Annotated in this window: 12 protein-coding genes and 2 pseudogenes; 6 read left to right on the top strand and 8 right to left on the bottom strand. The window is 68.9% G+C overall.

Going from position 1 to position 15,038, the window contains the following annotated elements; all coding sequences use genetic code 11:
- Positions 1 to 9: 9 nt before the first annotated feature.
- Positions 10 to 927: a branched-chain amino acid ABC transporter permease gene (locus MWN33_RS15865; protein WP_247202012.1), complete on the bottom strand. Its 918-nt coding sequence runs from the start codon at positions 925 to 927 to the stop codon at positions 10 to 12.
- Positions 928 to 1,358: 431 nt separating this feature from the next.
- Between MWN33_RS15865 and MWN33_RS15870 the strand changes: the two genes are divergently transcribed.
- Positions 1,359 to 1,871, top strand: coding sequence for a flavin reductase (locus MWN33_RS15870; protein WP_247202013.1), 513 nt, complete (start codon positions 1,359 to 1,361; stop codon positions 1,869 to 1,871).
- 4 nt (positions 1,872 to 1,875) lie between these two features.
- Here the strand turns inward: MWN33_RS15870 and MWN33_RS15875 are convergent, their stop codons facing one another.
- A complete protein-coding gene (locus tag MWN33_RS15875; protein ID WP_343313386.1) occupies positions 1,876 to 3,063 on the bottom strand; it encodes a BaiN/RdsA family NAD(P)/FAD-dependent oxidoreductase in 1,188 nt (395 codons plus the stop codon).
- Positions 3,060 to 4,145 carry a lysine-2,3-aminomutase-like protein gene (locus MWN33_RS15880; protein WP_247202014.1) on the bottom strand — a complete coding sequence of 362 codons (1,086 nt, stop codon included), beginning with the start codon at positions 4,143 to 4,145 and terminating at the stop codon, positions 3,060 to 3,062. Before MWN33_RS15880 ends, MWN33_RS15875 begins: the two co-directional genes overlap by 4 nt.
- 89 nt (positions 4,146 to 4,234) lie before the next feature.
- Between MWN33_RS15880 and MWN33_RS15885 the strand changes: the two genes are divergently transcribed.
- The 3 genes and pseudogenes from MWN33_RS15885 to MWN33_RS15895 all read left to right on the top strand — a co-directional run.
- Positions 4,235 to 4,552 carry an XdhC family protein gene (locus tag MWN33_RS15885; RefSeq protein WP_247202015.1) on the top strand — a complete coding sequence of 106 codons (318 nt, stop codon included), beginning with the start codon at positions 4,235 to 4,237 and terminating at the stop codon, positions 4,550 to 4,552.
- Positions 4,552 to 5,223, top strand: a pseudogene (locus MWN33_RS15890) (XdhC family protein); the annotation flags it as partial. The gene MWN33_RS15885 and the pseudogene MWN33_RS15890, both read left to right, overlap by 1 nt.
- 105 nt (positions 5,224 to 5,328) lie before the next feature.
- Positions 5,329 to 5,955 (top strand): annotated as a pseudogene (locus tag MWN33_RS15895) (nucleotidyltransferase family protein); the annotation flags it as partial.
- Between the two features lie 8 nt (positions 5,956 to 5,963).
- Here the strand turns inward: MWN33_RS15895 and bcsS are convergent.
- Positions 5,964 to 6,731, bottom strand: coding sequence for a cellulose biosynthesis protein BcsS (gene bcsS, locus MWN33_RS15900; protein ID WP_247202016.1), 768 nt, complete (start codon positions 6,729 to 6,731; stop codon positions 5,964 to 5,966).
- Positions 6,732 to 6,867: 136 nt separating this feature from the next.
- Positions 6,868 to 7,323, bottom strand: a complete 456-nt coding sequence (locus MWN33_RS15905) for a DUF488 domain-containing protein (RefSeq protein WP_247202017.1) — start codon at positions 7,321 to 7,323, stop codon at positions 6,868 to 6,870.
- 182 nt (positions 7,324 to 7,505) lie between these two features.
- Between MWN33_RS15905 and MWN33_RS15910 the strand changes: the two genes are divergently transcribed.
- Positions 7,506 to 8,981 carry a helicase HerA domain-containing protein gene (locus MWN33_RS15910; protein ID WP_247202018.1) on the top strand — a complete coding sequence of 492 codons (1,476 nt, stop codon included), beginning with the start codon at positions 7,506 to 7,508 and terminating at the stop codon, positions 8,979 to 8,981.
- An 86-nt stretch (positions 8,982 to 9,067) separates the two neighbouring features.
- Here the strand turns inward: MWN33_RS15910 and MWN33_RS15915 are convergent, their stop codons facing one another.
- The 3 genes from MWN33_RS15915 to MWN33_RS15925 all read right to left on the bottom strand — a co-directional run bounded on the left by MWN33_RS15915 (position 9,068) and on the right by MWN33_RS15925 (position 12,346).
- Positions 9,068 to 10,396, bottom strand: coding sequence for a TRAP transporter large permease (locus tag MWN33_RS15915; protein WP_247202019.1), 1,329 nt, complete (start codon positions 10,394 to 10,396; stop codon positions 9,068 to 9,070).
- Positions 10,396 to 11,025 (bottom strand): TRAP transporter small permease subunit, encoded by a 630-nt coding sequence (locus tag MWN33_RS15920; RefSeq protein WP_247202020.1) that lies wholly within the window; start codon positions 11,023 to 11,025, stop codon positions 10,396 to 10,398. Before MWN33_RS15920 ends, MWN33_RS15915 begins: the two co-directional genes overlap by 1 nt.
- Before the next feature lie 181 nt (positions 11,026 to 11,206).
- Positions 11,207 to 12,346 carry a TRAP transporter substrate-binding protein gene (locus MWN33_RS15925; protein ID WP_247202021.1) on the bottom strand — a complete coding sequence of 380 codons (1,140 nt, stop codon included), beginning with the start codon at positions 12,344 to 12,346 and terminating at the stop codon, positions 11,207 to 11,209.
- 367 nt (positions 12,347 to 12,713) lie between these two features.
- On the opposite strand from MWN33_RS15925, the gene MWN33_RS15930 reads away from it, so the two are divergent.
- The gene (locus MWN33_RS15930; RefSeq protein WP_247202022.1) at positions 12,714 to 14,927 is read left to right on the top strand and encodes an esterase-like activity of phytase family protein; all 2,214 of its coding nucleotides are present in this window, start codon (positions 12,714 to 12,716) and stop codon (positions 14,925 to 14,927) included.
- The last annotated feature ends 111 nt before the right edge of the window (positions 14,928 to 15,038 follow it).

Raw genomic sequence — 15,038 nt, forward strand, 5'->3', positions numbered from 1 at the left:
TGCGCGACCTCAGACCTTCTCAACCTCAGGCCGCCCCAGCAGGCCCTGCGGCATGAAGATGAGCGTGATGGCGAGGATGGAGAACGCCGCCACGTCCTTGTATTCGATGGAGAAATAGGCCGACCAGAAGGTCTCGATGAGCCCGATCAGCAGCCCGCCGAGCACCGCGCCGGGCAGCGAGCCGATGCCTCCGAGCACTGCAGCGGTGAACGCCTTCACGCCGGGCACGAAGCCGTCGGCGAAGTTCGCGACGCCGTAATACATCAGGTACATCACGCCGGCGACGGCGGCGAGCGCGGCGCCGATGACGAAGGTCAGCGAGATGGTGTGGTCGACATTGATGCCGAGCAGCGCGGCCATCTTGCGGTCCTGCTCGCAGGCGCGCTGGGCGCGGCCGAGCGAGGTCTTCTGGACGAGATACCAGAAGCCGGCCAGCAGCACGGCGGTGGCGACCATGATGATGACCTGCTTCCACGCCAGCGTGACCTGGTAGGAGCCCGAATCCATCAGCACGATCACGTCGGTGATCATGGGCGGCACCGGCTTGTTGCGCGGGCCCTGCGTGACCTGGACGAAATTGGCGAGGAAGATCGACATGCCGATCGCCGAGATCATCGGCGCGAGGCGGAAGGAGCCGCGCAGCGGCCGGTAGGCGACACGTTCGATCGCCCAGTTCACCAGCGAGGTGAAGAACATCGCCACCACCAGCACGATGGCCAGCGCCAGGAAGATGGAGGTGATGCCGATCACCGTGGTGAGTAGCAGGAAGCAGATCAGCGCGATGAAGGCGGAGACCATGAACACGTCGCCATGGGCGAAGTTCACCATGCCGATGATGCCGAACACCATTGTGTAGCCGATGGCGATCAGCCCGTAGATCGAGCCGAGCGTCAGCCCGTTGATGAGCTGCTGAACGAAAATTTCCATATTGGTTTCCGGCTCCCCTCAGCCGTTTCTGCGGAAGGCGCCTGCCCAGGCTTTTGCATAAATTCTGATCGTGCCCGTAGCGTATGCGCCCCTGACTCTTAGCGTGCACCGCGCTCCGATACAATTCGATCGAAAGACGAAATGCAATCGATCGAAAGAGGTGATACAGAGGTAATTAAACACCTAATTTTCAAAGTTCGTTGCGACTCAAGCGCTTATTGCGGCGCTTCCGCGTCACCGACGTGTCTGGAAGGTTCATCTTTCCGTCACTCTTCCGCCATGGCGGGGTCACGAAAGCCGGGCGCTTTCCAAAATCGCGTCCGGGGAGTTATGCACATCGGGTTCTGCCGGCCGCGCCGGGCCGGAACGATGTGCACAACGGACGCTGCGCGGGGCCAATACCGGCGGCGGCGAAGGAAGGCGGGAGCGGTTTGGACGAGACGCGGAACCACGGCGGGCAGCCCCATGTCGAAGCCGGTCTCTATCGCGAGGCGATGAGCCGGCTGGTGGCGGCGGTGCATGTCATCACCACGCGCGGCGAGGGCGGCCGGGCCGGCTTCACCGCGACGGCGGTCGCCTCCGTCTCGGACAGCCCGCCAACGCTGCTGGTCTGCCTTAACCGGCGCGTCAGCTCGGCCGCCGCGTTCCGGCAGGCCGGCCGCTTCGCGGTGAACATGCTTGCCGCAAGCCAGCAGGAAATGGCGGAAATCTTCGGCGGGCGCGGGGCGCTCAACGGCGAGCAGCGTTTCGCTGCCGGCCATTGGCGCGAGGGCGCGCTCGGCGTGCCGTGCCTTGTCGGGGCCGTCGCGGTGTTCGAATGCGCCATGGTGGAAGCGCGCACCATCGCCACCCATGACGTGCTCGTCGGCCGTGTCGAGGCGGTGGCGCTCGGGCCGGAGGGGACGAAGCTCGCTTATGTGGATCGCGGATTCCGCGCAGTGTGAACGCTCAGGCCGTCTGGCCGGCGACCCAGCCGGATGACCACGCCCATTGGAAATTATAGCCGCCCAGCCAGCCGGTTACGTCCACTACCTCGCCGATGAAATAGAGCCCCGGCACCTCGCGCGCCTGCATGGTCCGCGAATCGAGCCCTTCGGTGTCGACGCCGCCCAGCGTGACCTCGGCGGTGCGGTAGCCCTCCGATCCCGCCGGCTTCACCCGCCAGTCGTTCACCGCCTCGTCCAGCCGGCGCAGCGCCTTGTCGGAGAGGTCGGCGAGATTGCCGGTGCCCGCTTCGCCCTCGACGACGAACTGGGCCAGGCGCTTGGGAAGAAAGGCGGAAAGCGCCGTGGCCGGCGACTGGCGCCCGTTCGATGCGCGGGCCTCGCGCAGCCGTGCGAACAGGTCGACGCCCGGGGCGAGCGACAGGGCGATCTCCTCGCCCTCGCGCCAGTAGGACGAAATCTGCAGGATCGCCGGCCCGGACAGGCCGCGATGGGTGAAAAGAAGCCCTTCCTCAAAGGCGGTCTTGCCGTGGCGGACCCTTGCCTGCACGGAGACTCCGGTGAGCGGTGTGAGACGCCCAAGGAGCCCCGGCTCAAGGGTCAGGGGCACAAGGCCGGCGCGGGTCGGCCGCAGCTTCAGGCCGAAGCGCTCGGCGATCTCGTAGCCGAGGCCGGTGGCGCCCATTTTCGGGATCGACTTGCCGCCGGAGGCGACGACGAGCGAACGGCAGGCCAGCGCCCCGCCGGTCGTGTCGACGCGTAAGCCGTCGGTGCCGCGCTCGATGCCCTCGATGGAGGTGGACAGGCGCAGCTCGCCGCCGGCCTCGCGCAGATCGTCGGTCAGCATCGTCACGATCTGCCGCGCTGAGCCGTCGCAGAAGAGCTGGCCGAGCGTCTTATCGTGCCAGGCGATCCCGCGCGCATCGACGCGGCGGATGAAGTCCTGCGGCGTGTAGCGGCGCAGCGCCGAGATGGCGTAGCCGGGATTGGAGGAGAGGAAGTTCTTCGGGCCGGTGTCGCGATTGGTGAAGTTGCAGCGGCCGCCGCCGGAAATGCGGATCTTCTCGCCCGGCGCGTTCGCATGGTCGATCACCACGACGCGGCGCCCGCGCCGGCCGGCCTCGATGGCGCACATCAGCCCGGCCGCGCCGGCGCCGATGACCACGACATCGACATCGATGAGCCGGCTCACAGCGCCTCCTGATAGGCGTGCACGCCGCCGCAGTAATCGGTGATGCGCCAGCCTTCCGGTGCCGGTTCCAGATAGGTGGGGCCGACCGGCACCTTGCCGTGGCCGCCGGGTATGTCGAGCACATAGGTCGGCAAAGCGAGGCCGGAGACCCGCCCGCGCAGGGCGCGCATCAGTTCCTGCCCACGCGTAACGGACAGCCGGAAATGCGCCGTGCCCGGCGCGAGGTCGGGATGATGCAGGTAATAGGGTTTCACCCGGCATTCGACGAGGGCGCGAAAAAGGGCGGCGAGCGTGCCCGCATCGTCATTCACGCCCGCGAGCAGAACGCTCTGGCCGACCAGCGCGAGGCCGGCATCGGCAAGCCGGGCGAGTGCCGCGCGGGCCTCTTGACCCAGCTCGCTCGCATGGTTGGCGTGGATGGCGACATAGGTGGTCACGATGGGCGCCCGCAGTGCCTCGACCAGAGCCGGCGTTACCCGCTCGGGCGCGGCGACCGGCACGCGGGTGTGGAAGCGCACGATCTTCACATGGCTGATGGCGGCGAGGCGGGCCATGAGGTCGGCCAGCCGGCGCGGCGCGATCATGAAGGGATCGCCGCCCGTCACCACCACCTCCCAGATCTCCGGCCGGCCGGCGATATAGGCGAGCGCGGCGTCGAGCGCGTCCTCGGACAGGCTGGTCTCGGCGCCGGGGCCGACCATTTCGCGGCGGAAGCAGAAACGGCAATAGACGGCACATACGCCGACCAGCTTCAGCAGCACCCGGTCGGGATAGCGGTGCACGATGCCCGGCACCGGGCTGTGCGCCGCGTCGCCGATGGGATCGCCCAGCTCCTGCGGATGCGTCTCCAGCTCGCGCGCGTCCGGCACGAACTGGCGGGCGATGGGGTCGGCGGCCTCATTGCGGTCGATCAGACCGGCGATGGTCGGCGTCACCGCCACGGCATAGCGGGCGCCGACGCGGTCGAGGTCGTCGCGTGCCGCGTCGGCCGGCAGCAGGCCGGCGTCGGCGAGGTCGTCGATCCCGCGCAGCGTGCGCGCCAGAAGTCCGGTGAGGGGGAGAGAGGCGAGGGGGCGGTTCATGCGCGGCTTTGTGATGGTTTCCGCCCCGCTCGGCAAGGCGCGCGCCGGCCGGCGCGCTATAGTCGCGTGGAAATGACCGGGAGACGGCGATGCAGCGCGAGGATGTATTGGCGGCGGCGGCCGAATGGCGGCGAGCGGGGCGCGGGGTGGCGCTGGCGACGGTGGTCGCCACCTGGGGCTCCGCGCCGCGTCCGGTGGGCAGCCATCTCGCCATCGACGGGGAGGGCAATTTCCTCGGCTCGATCTCGGGCGGCTGCGTGGAGGGCGCGGTGGTCGCCGAGGCGGCCGAGGTGATCGCCGGCGGCGGCGCGCGGGTGCTCGAATTCGGCGTCGCCGACGAGACCGCCTGGCAGGTCGGGCTCTCCTGCGGCGGGCACATCGCGGTCTATGTCGAGAGGGTCGACTGATGGAGCTCGCCCTTCTCGACGCGATGAATGCCGAGCGCGCGGCGCGCCGCGCCTGCGTGCTGGTCACAGTGCTGGCGGATGGCCGGCAGCGTCTGGTGCGGGCGGGCGAGGTCGCTGCCGACCCGCTGGCGGAACCGCTCGGCGAAGCGCTGCGCACCGGCCGCAGCGGGCTGGTCGAGGTGGCGGGCGAGAAGCTGTTCCTCACCGTGGAGGTGCCGCCGCCGCGCCTCGTCATCACCGGCGCCGTGCACATCTCGCAGGCGCTGGCGCCGATGGCGACGCTGGCGGGGTTGGACGTGACCATTATCGATCCGCGCACCGCCTTCGCCACGCCCGAGCGCTTTCCCGGCGTCGACCTGCGTGCCGAGTGGCCGGAAGACGCGTTGCTGCGGCTCGGCCTCGATCCCTTCACGGCCGTCGCCGCGCTCTCGCACGAGGCGCGGATCGACGATTCGGCGCTGGTGGCCGCGCTCAAGGCGGGCTGCTTCTATGTGGGCGCGCTGGGCTCGCGGCGCACCCATGCGGCGCGGCTGGAGCGGCTGGCCGGGCGGGGCGTGCCGCCCGAGGCGCGGGCGAGCCTGCGCGCGCCTATCGGCCTCGACATCGGCGCGGCGAACCCGGCGGAGATCGCCGTCTCCGTGCTGGCGCAGGTGATCGCCGCGCTGCGCCGGATGCCGCTCGGGCAGGGCAAGGAGGACGGCGCGCCGGGGGTGGCGAAGCCGGGCAAGGCGAAGACCGATGCCGCGCCCGCTGGCCGCGCCGCCGCCGTGGTGCTGGCGGCCGGCCTCGGCTCGCGCATGCCGGAGGCGCATAAGCTCACCGCGCCGCTCGGCGGCGTGCCGCTGGTGCGCCGGGCGGTGGAGGCGGCGCTGGCCTCGACGGCGCGGCCCGTCGTCGTGGTCACGGGCCATGAGGCGGACGGCGTGCGCGCGGCACTCGGCGGGCTCGACGTGGTGTTCGCGCATAATCCCGACTTCGCGGCGGGGCTCTCCACCTCGCTGCGCGCCGGCATACTGGCGCTGCCGGAGCAGGTGGACCGGGCGGTGGTGATGCTGGGCGACATGCCGGCCATCGAGGGCGCGTTGGTCGACCGGCTGGCGGGCGCCATCGACACCGAGCGCCTCATCGCCGTGCCGGTGGCGCAGGGAAAGCGGGGCAATCCGGTCGCCTGGTCGCGGCGGCTGTTTCCCGCGCTGACCGCGCTGGCGGGAGATGTCGGGGCGCGCGCGATCATCGCGGCCAATGCCGGCCTCGTGGCCGAGGTCGCGTGCGAGGACGAGGCGATCTTCCTCGATGTCGACACGCGCGACGAGCTGGAGGCGCTGGCGCTGCACGAGCTTGCCGAACATGCCGATGTGGATGCAGACGCGGCGCTGGAGGCCATGAGGGCCGAGGATGCCTGAGCGGTCCCTCAGAACGGCATGAAGATCGACAGCGTGCCATAGGCGCCGTCGTCGCTGTCGCTGCTCCAGCGCCAGCCGCCGGCGGCGCGCAGCTCGTAGCGTTCGAGCGGCAGGGCGAGCACGCCGCCGACGCGCGCGCTCTCGTCCAGCCAGTCGGTGGAAAGGCTGGCCTCGACGCCGAGGTCGAGCCAGTCGAGCACCCGCCAGCCGGCGCCCGCGCGGGCATTCACCGTGCCGTCGGCGGTGGAGCCGGAGACGGCGGCGGTGAGGGTGCGGCGCGCGTCGACGCGGTAGAACCATTCGGCGGTGAATTTGGCGCCGAACTGCGTGCCCTGGTCGCGGTTGCCGGGGTCGGCGTACTGCAGCCGGTTGTCGACCACGTTGACGCCGGCATAGAGCGCCAGCGCATGGGCGCCGCGCAGGAACTGCCAGCCGGCCAGCACCTCGCCCTCCAGCTTCTCGCCGGTGTTCCAGCCGCCGGGCACCGCCTGGGTGCGGTAGTCGTAGGTGCCCCCGCCCATCTGGCCGCGCAGGCGAAACCCCTCGCGGTCCATCGGGCCGAAGGGCGCCCATGCCATGCCGCCCCAGCCATAGGAGCTGTCGCGGGCAACATCGACGCCGGAGAAGAAATACAACCTGCCCTTGAGCGCGGACGGCAGCAGCTCTTCCGCCCCGGCCTCGGGGCAGAGCGCGGCCAGCAGGGCGGCGACGAGCGGATGCGCAAAGGGAAGCGCAGGCAGCACGCGCGCGCGGGCATGCACGGGCGAAAGGTGCATCGCCGCGCTCGCGAGATGGGGAGGGCTAAGGGTTGTGCAACCCATCCGAGCACTTCGCCCGGGTGGCCTCAATCAACCGGGAAGTGTTCGCCTCGCGGCCTGCAATCACCGGCATGCCGCATTTTGTCGCAGGGCCTCAGACCGGCGGGGCCGCGAGATGGGCGACCTCGACGCCGACCCGCTCGCAGATAAGTTCGGCGATCATCTGGCGGTGGCAATGCTCGGGGTGGCGCTCGAAGCACAGCAGGCACACGCGCCGGCCCGTCGCGACCAGCGAGGCCAGTTCGTCGAGCTGTTCCTGCGCGGCCGGGGTGGCGAGATGGGCGTCGTAGATGCGGCGCAGGCCCGCATAGTCGCCGCTGCGCGCCGCCTGCCGGCCTTCCGCCGGCGTGCCGAGGCCGCGCAGGTGCAGATAGTCGATCTCGCGCTCGCGCAGCCCGGCGGCGAGGATGTTCTTGGAGAAGCCGGCCCGGCGCGAGGCGGCGACCGCGCGCACGTCGACCAGCAGGCCGACGCCCGCCCCTTCCAGCGTGTCGAGCACGGCGGAGGAGGAGACCTGTTCGTAGCCGATGGTGAAGAGCGGAGCCGACATGGCGTCCGGTTTCGCACAGGCGGGCGGCGGCGTCGAGCGCGCTCTTTCCCTGCGCTCGCGCGTGCCCAATGCTCCGCGACCCTTGCCCCGCTGGGCCGAATCTGTGGAGTTCTGCGGTCAAGCCCCTGAAGCGTTCGCGCGCGCGTGCTAGGCCGGGGCTTAACATCGGGATCGCAGGCAGGATGAAGATCGGTATCGAGCTTGGGAGCAGCAATGCCGGCCAGCCGGTGAGGCTCGATCTGGAGGAGCTTCTCTCCACGCGCCTGCTGGTGCAGGGCAATTCCGGCTCCGGCAAGTCGCATCTGCTGCGTCGGCTGCTGGAGCAGAGCGCCGGCCATGTGCAGCAGGCGATCATCGACCCGGAAGGCGATTTCGTCGGCCTCGCCGAGCGCTTCGGCCATGTGGTGATCGACGCCGAGCGCACCGCCGGCGAGATCGGGCGCATCGCCGCCCGCATCCGCCGCCACCGCGCCTCGGTGGTGTTCAACCTCGAAGGCCTCGACGCCGACGCGCAGATGCGCTCCGCCGCCGCCTTCCTGAACGGGCTGTTCGACGCCGAACGGGAGCACTGGTTCCCCATGCTGGTGGTGGTCGACGAGGCGCAGCTCTTCGCGCCCTCGGGCGCCGGCGAGATTTCCGACGAGGCGCGCCGCGTCTCGCTCTCGGCGATGACCAACCTCATGTGCCGCGGCCGCAAGCGCGGCCTCGCCGGCGTCATCGCCACCCAGCGCCTCGCCAAGCTGGCCAAGAACGTGGCGGCCGAGGCCTCGAACTTCCTCATGGGCCGCACCTTCCTCGACATCGACATGGCGCGCGCCGCCGACCTGCTCGGCATGGAAAAGCGGCAGGCCGAGAGTTTTCGCGATCTCAACACCGGATCGTTCGTGGCGCTCGGGCCGGCCCTGTCGCGCCGGCCGCTGCCGGTGAAGATCGGCCATGTCGAGACCGCCAGCCGCAACGGCCGCCCGGCGCTGATGCCGCCGCCGGAGCTCGGCTCGGCGCAGATACAGGACCTGATCTTCGACGACCTGGCCACCGAGCCGCTGCCTGCCCCGCCGCCGCGCGCGGCGGTGCCGGCGACCGAGGAACTGCTGGAGACCATCGAGGACACGCCGGCCCCCGCGCCGGTGCCGGTCGATCCCGAGGCCGCCGCCGCCTTCGACGCCGAGCGCGAGGCGCTGGTGGAGGAGATCGTGCGCCAGTTCGTCGCCGATCCGGAGGCGCCGTTCCGCTCGGCCGCCGCGCTCTATCCCGATTTCCTCGTGCATTGCCGGGTGCGCCGCATCGGCTCCAAGGTGCCCGACCTCGCCGACTTCACCCGCCGCCTCGCCATCGCCCGCGCCGGGCTGGAGGCGCGCACCGGCGACGCGGGCTGGCAGCGCGCGGTGGATCAGGCCGCAGGCCTGCCGGAGGAGATGCAGGGCGTGTTCCTGCTGCTCGCCCGCGCCGGCATGGACGGGGCGCCGTCGCCGGCCGACGAGGCGCTGGCGCGCGCCTATGGCAGCCGCTCGCCCTCGCGCGGGCGCTGGCTGCTGACCTATATGGAGGAGCGCGGCCATCTCGTCTGCGAGGCGGATTTCCGCGGCCGCCGCGTGGTGCGCTTCCCCGCCCTCGGCTGGAAGACGGCGCCGGGCGACCCGAAGGCGCTCACCGCCTGAGGCGGACGCCCCCTTTCCGTACTGCCGTCCAAATGAAAACGGGCCCGTCGCCGGGCCCGTTTCCTTTTCATGCGCATCCGCGCGGCTCAGCCCCCATAGAGGTAATTGGGCAGCCAGAGCGCGAAGTTCGGGAAGGTGTAGAGCAGCACCATCGCGAAGACGACGATGAAGATGAACGGCATGACGCCCGAGAAGATCTCGTCGATCGACACGTGCTTGGGTGCCACGCCCTTTAGGTAGAAGGGCGCCATCGCCACCGGCGGGGACAGGAACGAGGTCTGCAGGTTGAGCGCCACCAGCACGCCGAAGAAGATCGGGTCGATGCCGAAATGGTCGAGCAGCGGCAGGAAGATCGGCAGGAAGATCACGATGATCTCCGTCCATTCCAGCGGCCAGCCCAGCACGAAGATGATCACCTGGGTCAGGATCAGGAAGCCGATCGGCCCGAGATCCAGCCCCATGATGAACTCTTCCACCACGCGCTGGCCGCCGAGCAGGGCGAACACGGCGGAGAACACCGCCGAGCCCACGAACAGCCAGCAGACCATGGCCGAGGCGCGCGCCGTCAGGAACACCGAGTCCTTCAGCTTCTCGATGCTGAAGGTGCGGTAGGCGAGCGCCAGCAGGATCGCGCCGAGCGCACCGACCGCCGCCGCCTCGGAGGGCGTAGCAAGGCCGAGGATGATGCAGCCCAGCACGGTGACGATCAGCAGGACGAGTGGGAAGAACGAGGTCAGCAGCGCCCAGATGATCGTCATCACTGGCACGTTGCGCTCCGCCTCGGGCAGCTTGGGTGCCAGCGACGGATTGATCATCACGCGAATGACCACATAGAGCATGTACATGCCCGCCAGCGTGATGCCGGGAATGAAGGCGGCGGCGTAGAGCTTGACCACCGAAACGCCGGCCGTGGCGCCGTAGAGGATGAGCATGACGCTCGGCGGGATGAGGATGCCGAGGCAGCCGCCCGCGCAGACGACGCCCGAGGCGATACGGGTGTCGTAGCCGGCGCGCAGCATGGCCGGGAAGGCCAGCAGGCCCATCAGCGTGACCACCGCGCCGACGATGCCGGTGGCGGTGGCGAACAGCGCACAGGTGATCAGCGTGGCCACCGCCAGCGAGCCGGGAATCCACCCGGCGGCGAGCTGGATGGCGCGGAACAGCCGGTCGAGGATGTTCGCCCGCTCGATCACGTAGCCCATGAACAGGAACAGCGGGATCGAGATGAGCACGTCGTTCGCCATCACCGAATAGGTGCGCTGGACGAAGAGCTGGAAGACGCCGTCCCCGATCGCGAGGTAGCCGAAGCCCACGCCCAGCGCCATCAGCGTGAAGGCGATGGGGAAGCCGAGCATCAGCAGGATCAGGAACAGCACCAGCATCAGAATGCCGAGTGCAGGATCGGACAGGAACATCACAGCGACCCCCGCGTCGTGCCTTCACGCTCGGCGGCGTTGGCGGCTTGTTCTTCCAGTGCCGCCTTGGCGGCGGCCTCGTCGAGAATGACCTTCTCCAATTCCTCCACGTCGTGCAGGCGCTGGGGCCAGTCGCCGTCGCGGATGCAGATCCAGCAGCGCACGACTTCCACGATTCCCTGGAACAGCATCATCACGCCGACGAAGGGAATGATGGCCTTGAACGGCCAGATGACGGGGCCCTCGGGGCTGAAGGAGGAGTGCTCGTTCAGCAGGTAGGAGAGGTAGAAATAGCCCCAGCCGGAATAGATCAGCGCGAGGATGCCGGGGAAATAGAAGAGGAAGTAAAGGACCAGGTCGCTCTTGGCCTGCGTGCGCGGCGACCACTTCCGGTAGATGAAGTCGCCTCGCACATGGCCGTTGCGCGACAGCGTGTAGGCGCCTGCCATCATGAACAGGGCCCCGTAGAGCATGAGGCTGACGTCATAGGCCCAGGTGGTGGGGTCTCGCAGGACGTAGCGGCGGAACACCTCGTAGCATATCGCCGCCATGAGGATGACGATGCACCAGGCGAACAGCTTGCCGATGAAGGCGTTCACCCGGTCAACGCCGAGAAGGATGGATTGCATGGGGAGGGGCCTCGGATAGTTGAGCCTCGTACGGCCACGGTCTCAGGCGACGGCGATGCGTCCGGCGGCGCGCAACGGCCCGCTGGAGACCGGGGGAAGGCGAGCCGGCCGGGCGCCAGAGCACTGCCGATACCAAAAGCCCCTCTCCGTCGCCGGAGAGGGGCGGGACGCGAACCGCGGATCAGGCCGTCTTGAAGAAGTGGTCGTAAGCGAACTTGGAATCCGGCTCGTATTCGAGGCGGAAGCCGACGATGCGCTTGGCCCATTCCTTCTGGCTGTCCACCACCTTCTTGAAGACCGGGTCGGCCGAGAGGTTGGCGATCACCACGTCCCAGGCCTTGAGCTGGGCTTCCAGCACCGCCTTGGGGGTGGGAAGAACCTTGACGCCGCGCGCCTTGATGGCCGCGAGGTCCTTCGAGTAGCGGTCCTGCGCCTTCCACATCATGGTGGAGGAGGTGGCGTCGGAGGCGCCCTTCAGGATCTCCTGAACGTCGGCCGGCAGGCTCTGGAACTTGGTCTTGTTGAACAGGATCTCGAAGCATTCGAGCGCCTGATGGTAGCTGCCGAGCATGTAGACCTTGGCGACGTCGGGGAAGCCGAGCACGAGGTCCGAGGACGGGTTGTTGAACTCGGCGCCGTCGAGCAGGCCACGGTCGATGGCCGGCACGATCTCGCCGCCCGGAACGATGGTGACCGCCGCGCCGAACTCCTTGAAGAGGTCCGCGCCGAGGCCGACGGTGCGGTACTTCATGCCCTTCATGTCGGCGGCGGAGGTGATCTCCTTCTTGAACCAGCCGAGCGGCTGGCCGGGCATCGGGCCCGTCAGCATGCCGACGACGTTCAGCTTCAGCGTGTTCTGAACGAGGTCGTCATAGAGCTCCTGGCCGCCGCCGTAGCGGACCCAGCCGAGCAGCTCGTCGGCGTCCCAGCCGAAGGCCGGCGCGGTGCCGAACAGCGAGAACGCCTTGTTCTTGCCGTACCAGTAGGCCGCCACGCCGTGGCCGCCGTCGAGCACGCCCGAGGATACCGCGTCCAGCATCTGGAAGGCGGGAACCACCGAGCCGGCCGGCAGGATTTCCAGTTCGACGCGCCCGCCGGTCATGGCGTTGACGCGCTTCACATAGTCGCCGGCGAACTCGTGGAAGATGTCCTTGTTCGGCCAGGTCGACTGGAATTTCAGCTTGATGGGCGCCTGCGCGTGCACGGCGGGAGCGGCGACGGTGGCGCCGGCTGCGGCCGCCGCAGCGGTGGCGATGAAGCGGCGGCGGCTGGTACGGACGTCGTGACGCGCGTCCGTGGTCTTCCCTGACGTATCGGTCATGGGTTGTTCCTCCTGTGGCGTTTCCGGTGCGGGTCGTGCCCGCCGGGCGGCGATTGAGCGCCTTGTCCCGATGACGCAAGGAGAGACTGACGAAACGGCAAGCGCAAGTCCTAATTCGCAACTTTACCGCTAAACGTGATCGACCAAAGTCGCATTCGCCAACATTTCTGCCGCTTTGCGGGGGTGCACTGGCAAAAATTTCTGACCGGAAGCGCGGGTCGGACAGCGGCTCCCCGGCGGTCCGGTTCCCCATACCGGCGCCGGGAGTTCCGCGCGCGCCGCGTGATTTCGTCATCGCCCTGTCATTTGCCCGGCATTGAAAGGCGTCAGCGCGGGCATCCGCCCGCACACTGACGGGGATTTTTCCATGCGCGCGATTCTTCTCGCCGGCGTGTCGGCGGCCGTGCTTGCCCTTGCCGGCGTCGGCGGCCCGGCCCTGGCGGCCGACGCTCCCTTCAACCGCATCGGCACGTTCAACGTGATCGACAACCTGCCGGCCGGTGCCGATCCGGCGAAGTCGACGGCGGCCGAGATCATCACCTTCACCGAGGACGGCAACACGCTGATCTACAGCGACAGCCCCGGCAAGCGCATCGGCTTCATCGACATCACCGACCCGGCGGCGCCCAAGGCGGCGGGCATCGTCGCCCTCGACGGCGAGCCCACCACGACGGTCGTGATCGGCTCCAAGGCCTATGTCGGCGTCAATACCTCCGAATCGAAGTCCAATCCGTCGGGCCATCTGGCCGTCGTCGACCTCGCGACCCGCAAGGTTGAGGACAAGGTGGACCTCGGCGGCCAGCCGGATTCGATCACCAAGAGCCCGGATGGCAGCTACCTCGCCATCGCCATCGAGAACGAACGCGACGAAGAGGTGAATGACGGCGCCATCCCGCAGATGCCGGCCGGCAACCTCACCTATTTCGAGGTGAAGAACGGTCGCGTGGTGGACGAGTCCAAGAAGGTCGTCGACCTCACCGGCCTCGCCGCCGTCGCGCCCGAGGACCCGGAGCCGGAATATCTCGACATCAACTCCCGCAACGAGGCCGTCGTCACGCTGCAGGAGAACAACCACATCGTGGTGGTGGACCTGCCGACCGGCAAGGTGACGGCGCATTTCTCCGCCGGCACGGTGGATCTCGACCACATCGACACCAAGAAGGACGGCGTGATCGACCTGTCGGGCTCGGCCAAGGGTGTCGCCCGGGAGCCGGACACCGTGCAGTGGATCGACGACGAGCGCTTCGTGATCGCCAATGAAGGCGACTGGAAGGGCGGCACGCGTGGCTTCTCCATCTTCGACAAGACCGGCAAGCTGGTGTTCGAGAGCGGCGCGGCGCCCGAGCATCTCGCGGTGCGGCTCGGCCACTATCCCGAGAAGCGCAACAAGAAGGGCATCGAGATGGAGGGCGCGGAAGTCGCGACCTTCGGCGAGGACCGCCTGATCTTCGTGGCGTCCGAGCGCGGCTCGCTGGTCTTCGTGTATCGCGACAAGGGTCCCGGCGCGGCGCCGGAATTCCTGCAGGTTCTGCCGGGCGGCGTCGGCCCCGAGGGCCTGATCGCCCTGCCCAAGCGCGAGCTGTTCGTCACCGCCGCCGAGACCGATCTGCGCGAGGACGGCGGCATCGGCTCGGTCGTCACGCTCTACCAGCGCCAGCCCGGCGCCAAGCCGGCCTATCCGACCATCGTCTCCGCCGACGGCCCGGACGGGCTGCCGATCTGGTGGTCGGCCCTGTCGGGCTTCGCCGCCGATCCCAAGCAGCCGGGCACGCTCTATGCCGTGACCGACAGCGCCTATGCGCAGGCCCGCATCCTCACCGTCGACGCGACCGCCACCCCGGCGAAGATCGTCGCCGCCAAGGTGCTGACCAAGGGCGGCGAGCCGGCCAAGGGCCTCGACCTCGAAGGCATCGCGGTGCGCCCCGAGGGCGGCTTCTGGGCGGTCTCCGAGGGCAATCCCGAGAAGAAGGAAAAGGCGACGCAGAACCTTCTGCTGCGTGTCGACGCCGACGGCGCGGTGGCCGAAGAGATCGCTCTCCCCGAGGCGCTGGCCGCTCAGGCCACCCGCTTCGGCTTCGAGGGCGTCGCCGTGATCGGCTCCGGCGCCGAGGAGACCGCCTGGATCGCCGTGCAGCGCGAGTGGAAGGACGATCCCAAGGGCTTCGCCAAGCTGATCGCCTACAAGCCGGCGACCAAGAGCTGGGGCTATGTGCGCTACCCGCTCGCCAAGATCGAAAAGGGCTGGGTCGGCCTCTCCGAGCTCACCCCGTACAAGGACGGCCTCATCGCCATCGAGCGCGACAACCTCGTCGGCCCCGAGGCCAAGCTGAAGAAGCTGACTTTCGTCTCGCTCAAGGACGTGACGCCGGCCCCGCTCGGCAGCGAGGCCGCCCCGCCGGTGCTCGCCAAGACCGAGGTGAAGGACCTGCTGCCGCTGCTGCAGGCGCCGCACGGCTACGTGCTCGACAAGGTGGAGAGCTTCGCCATCGACGCCGCCGGCAATGCCTTCATCGTCACCGACAATGACGGCGTGGACGGCTCGAACGGCGAGACGCAGTTCATCCCGCTCGGCAAGCTCTGAGGCGGGAATGGAGTAAGGACGGCCGGTACGAACGATCGGCCGTCATCCCCGGCCTTGAGCCGGGGATCCACGACTTCCCGGGCCGGTTGTCTCGTGGATGCCCGGGTCAAG

It is taken from the genome of Ancylobacter koreensis, from assembly GCF_023016525.1.
In the GTDB taxonomy this organism is placed as follows: Bacteria; Pseudomonadota; Alphaproteobacteria; order Rhizobiales; family Xanthobacteraceae; genus Ancylobacter; species Ancylobacter koreensis.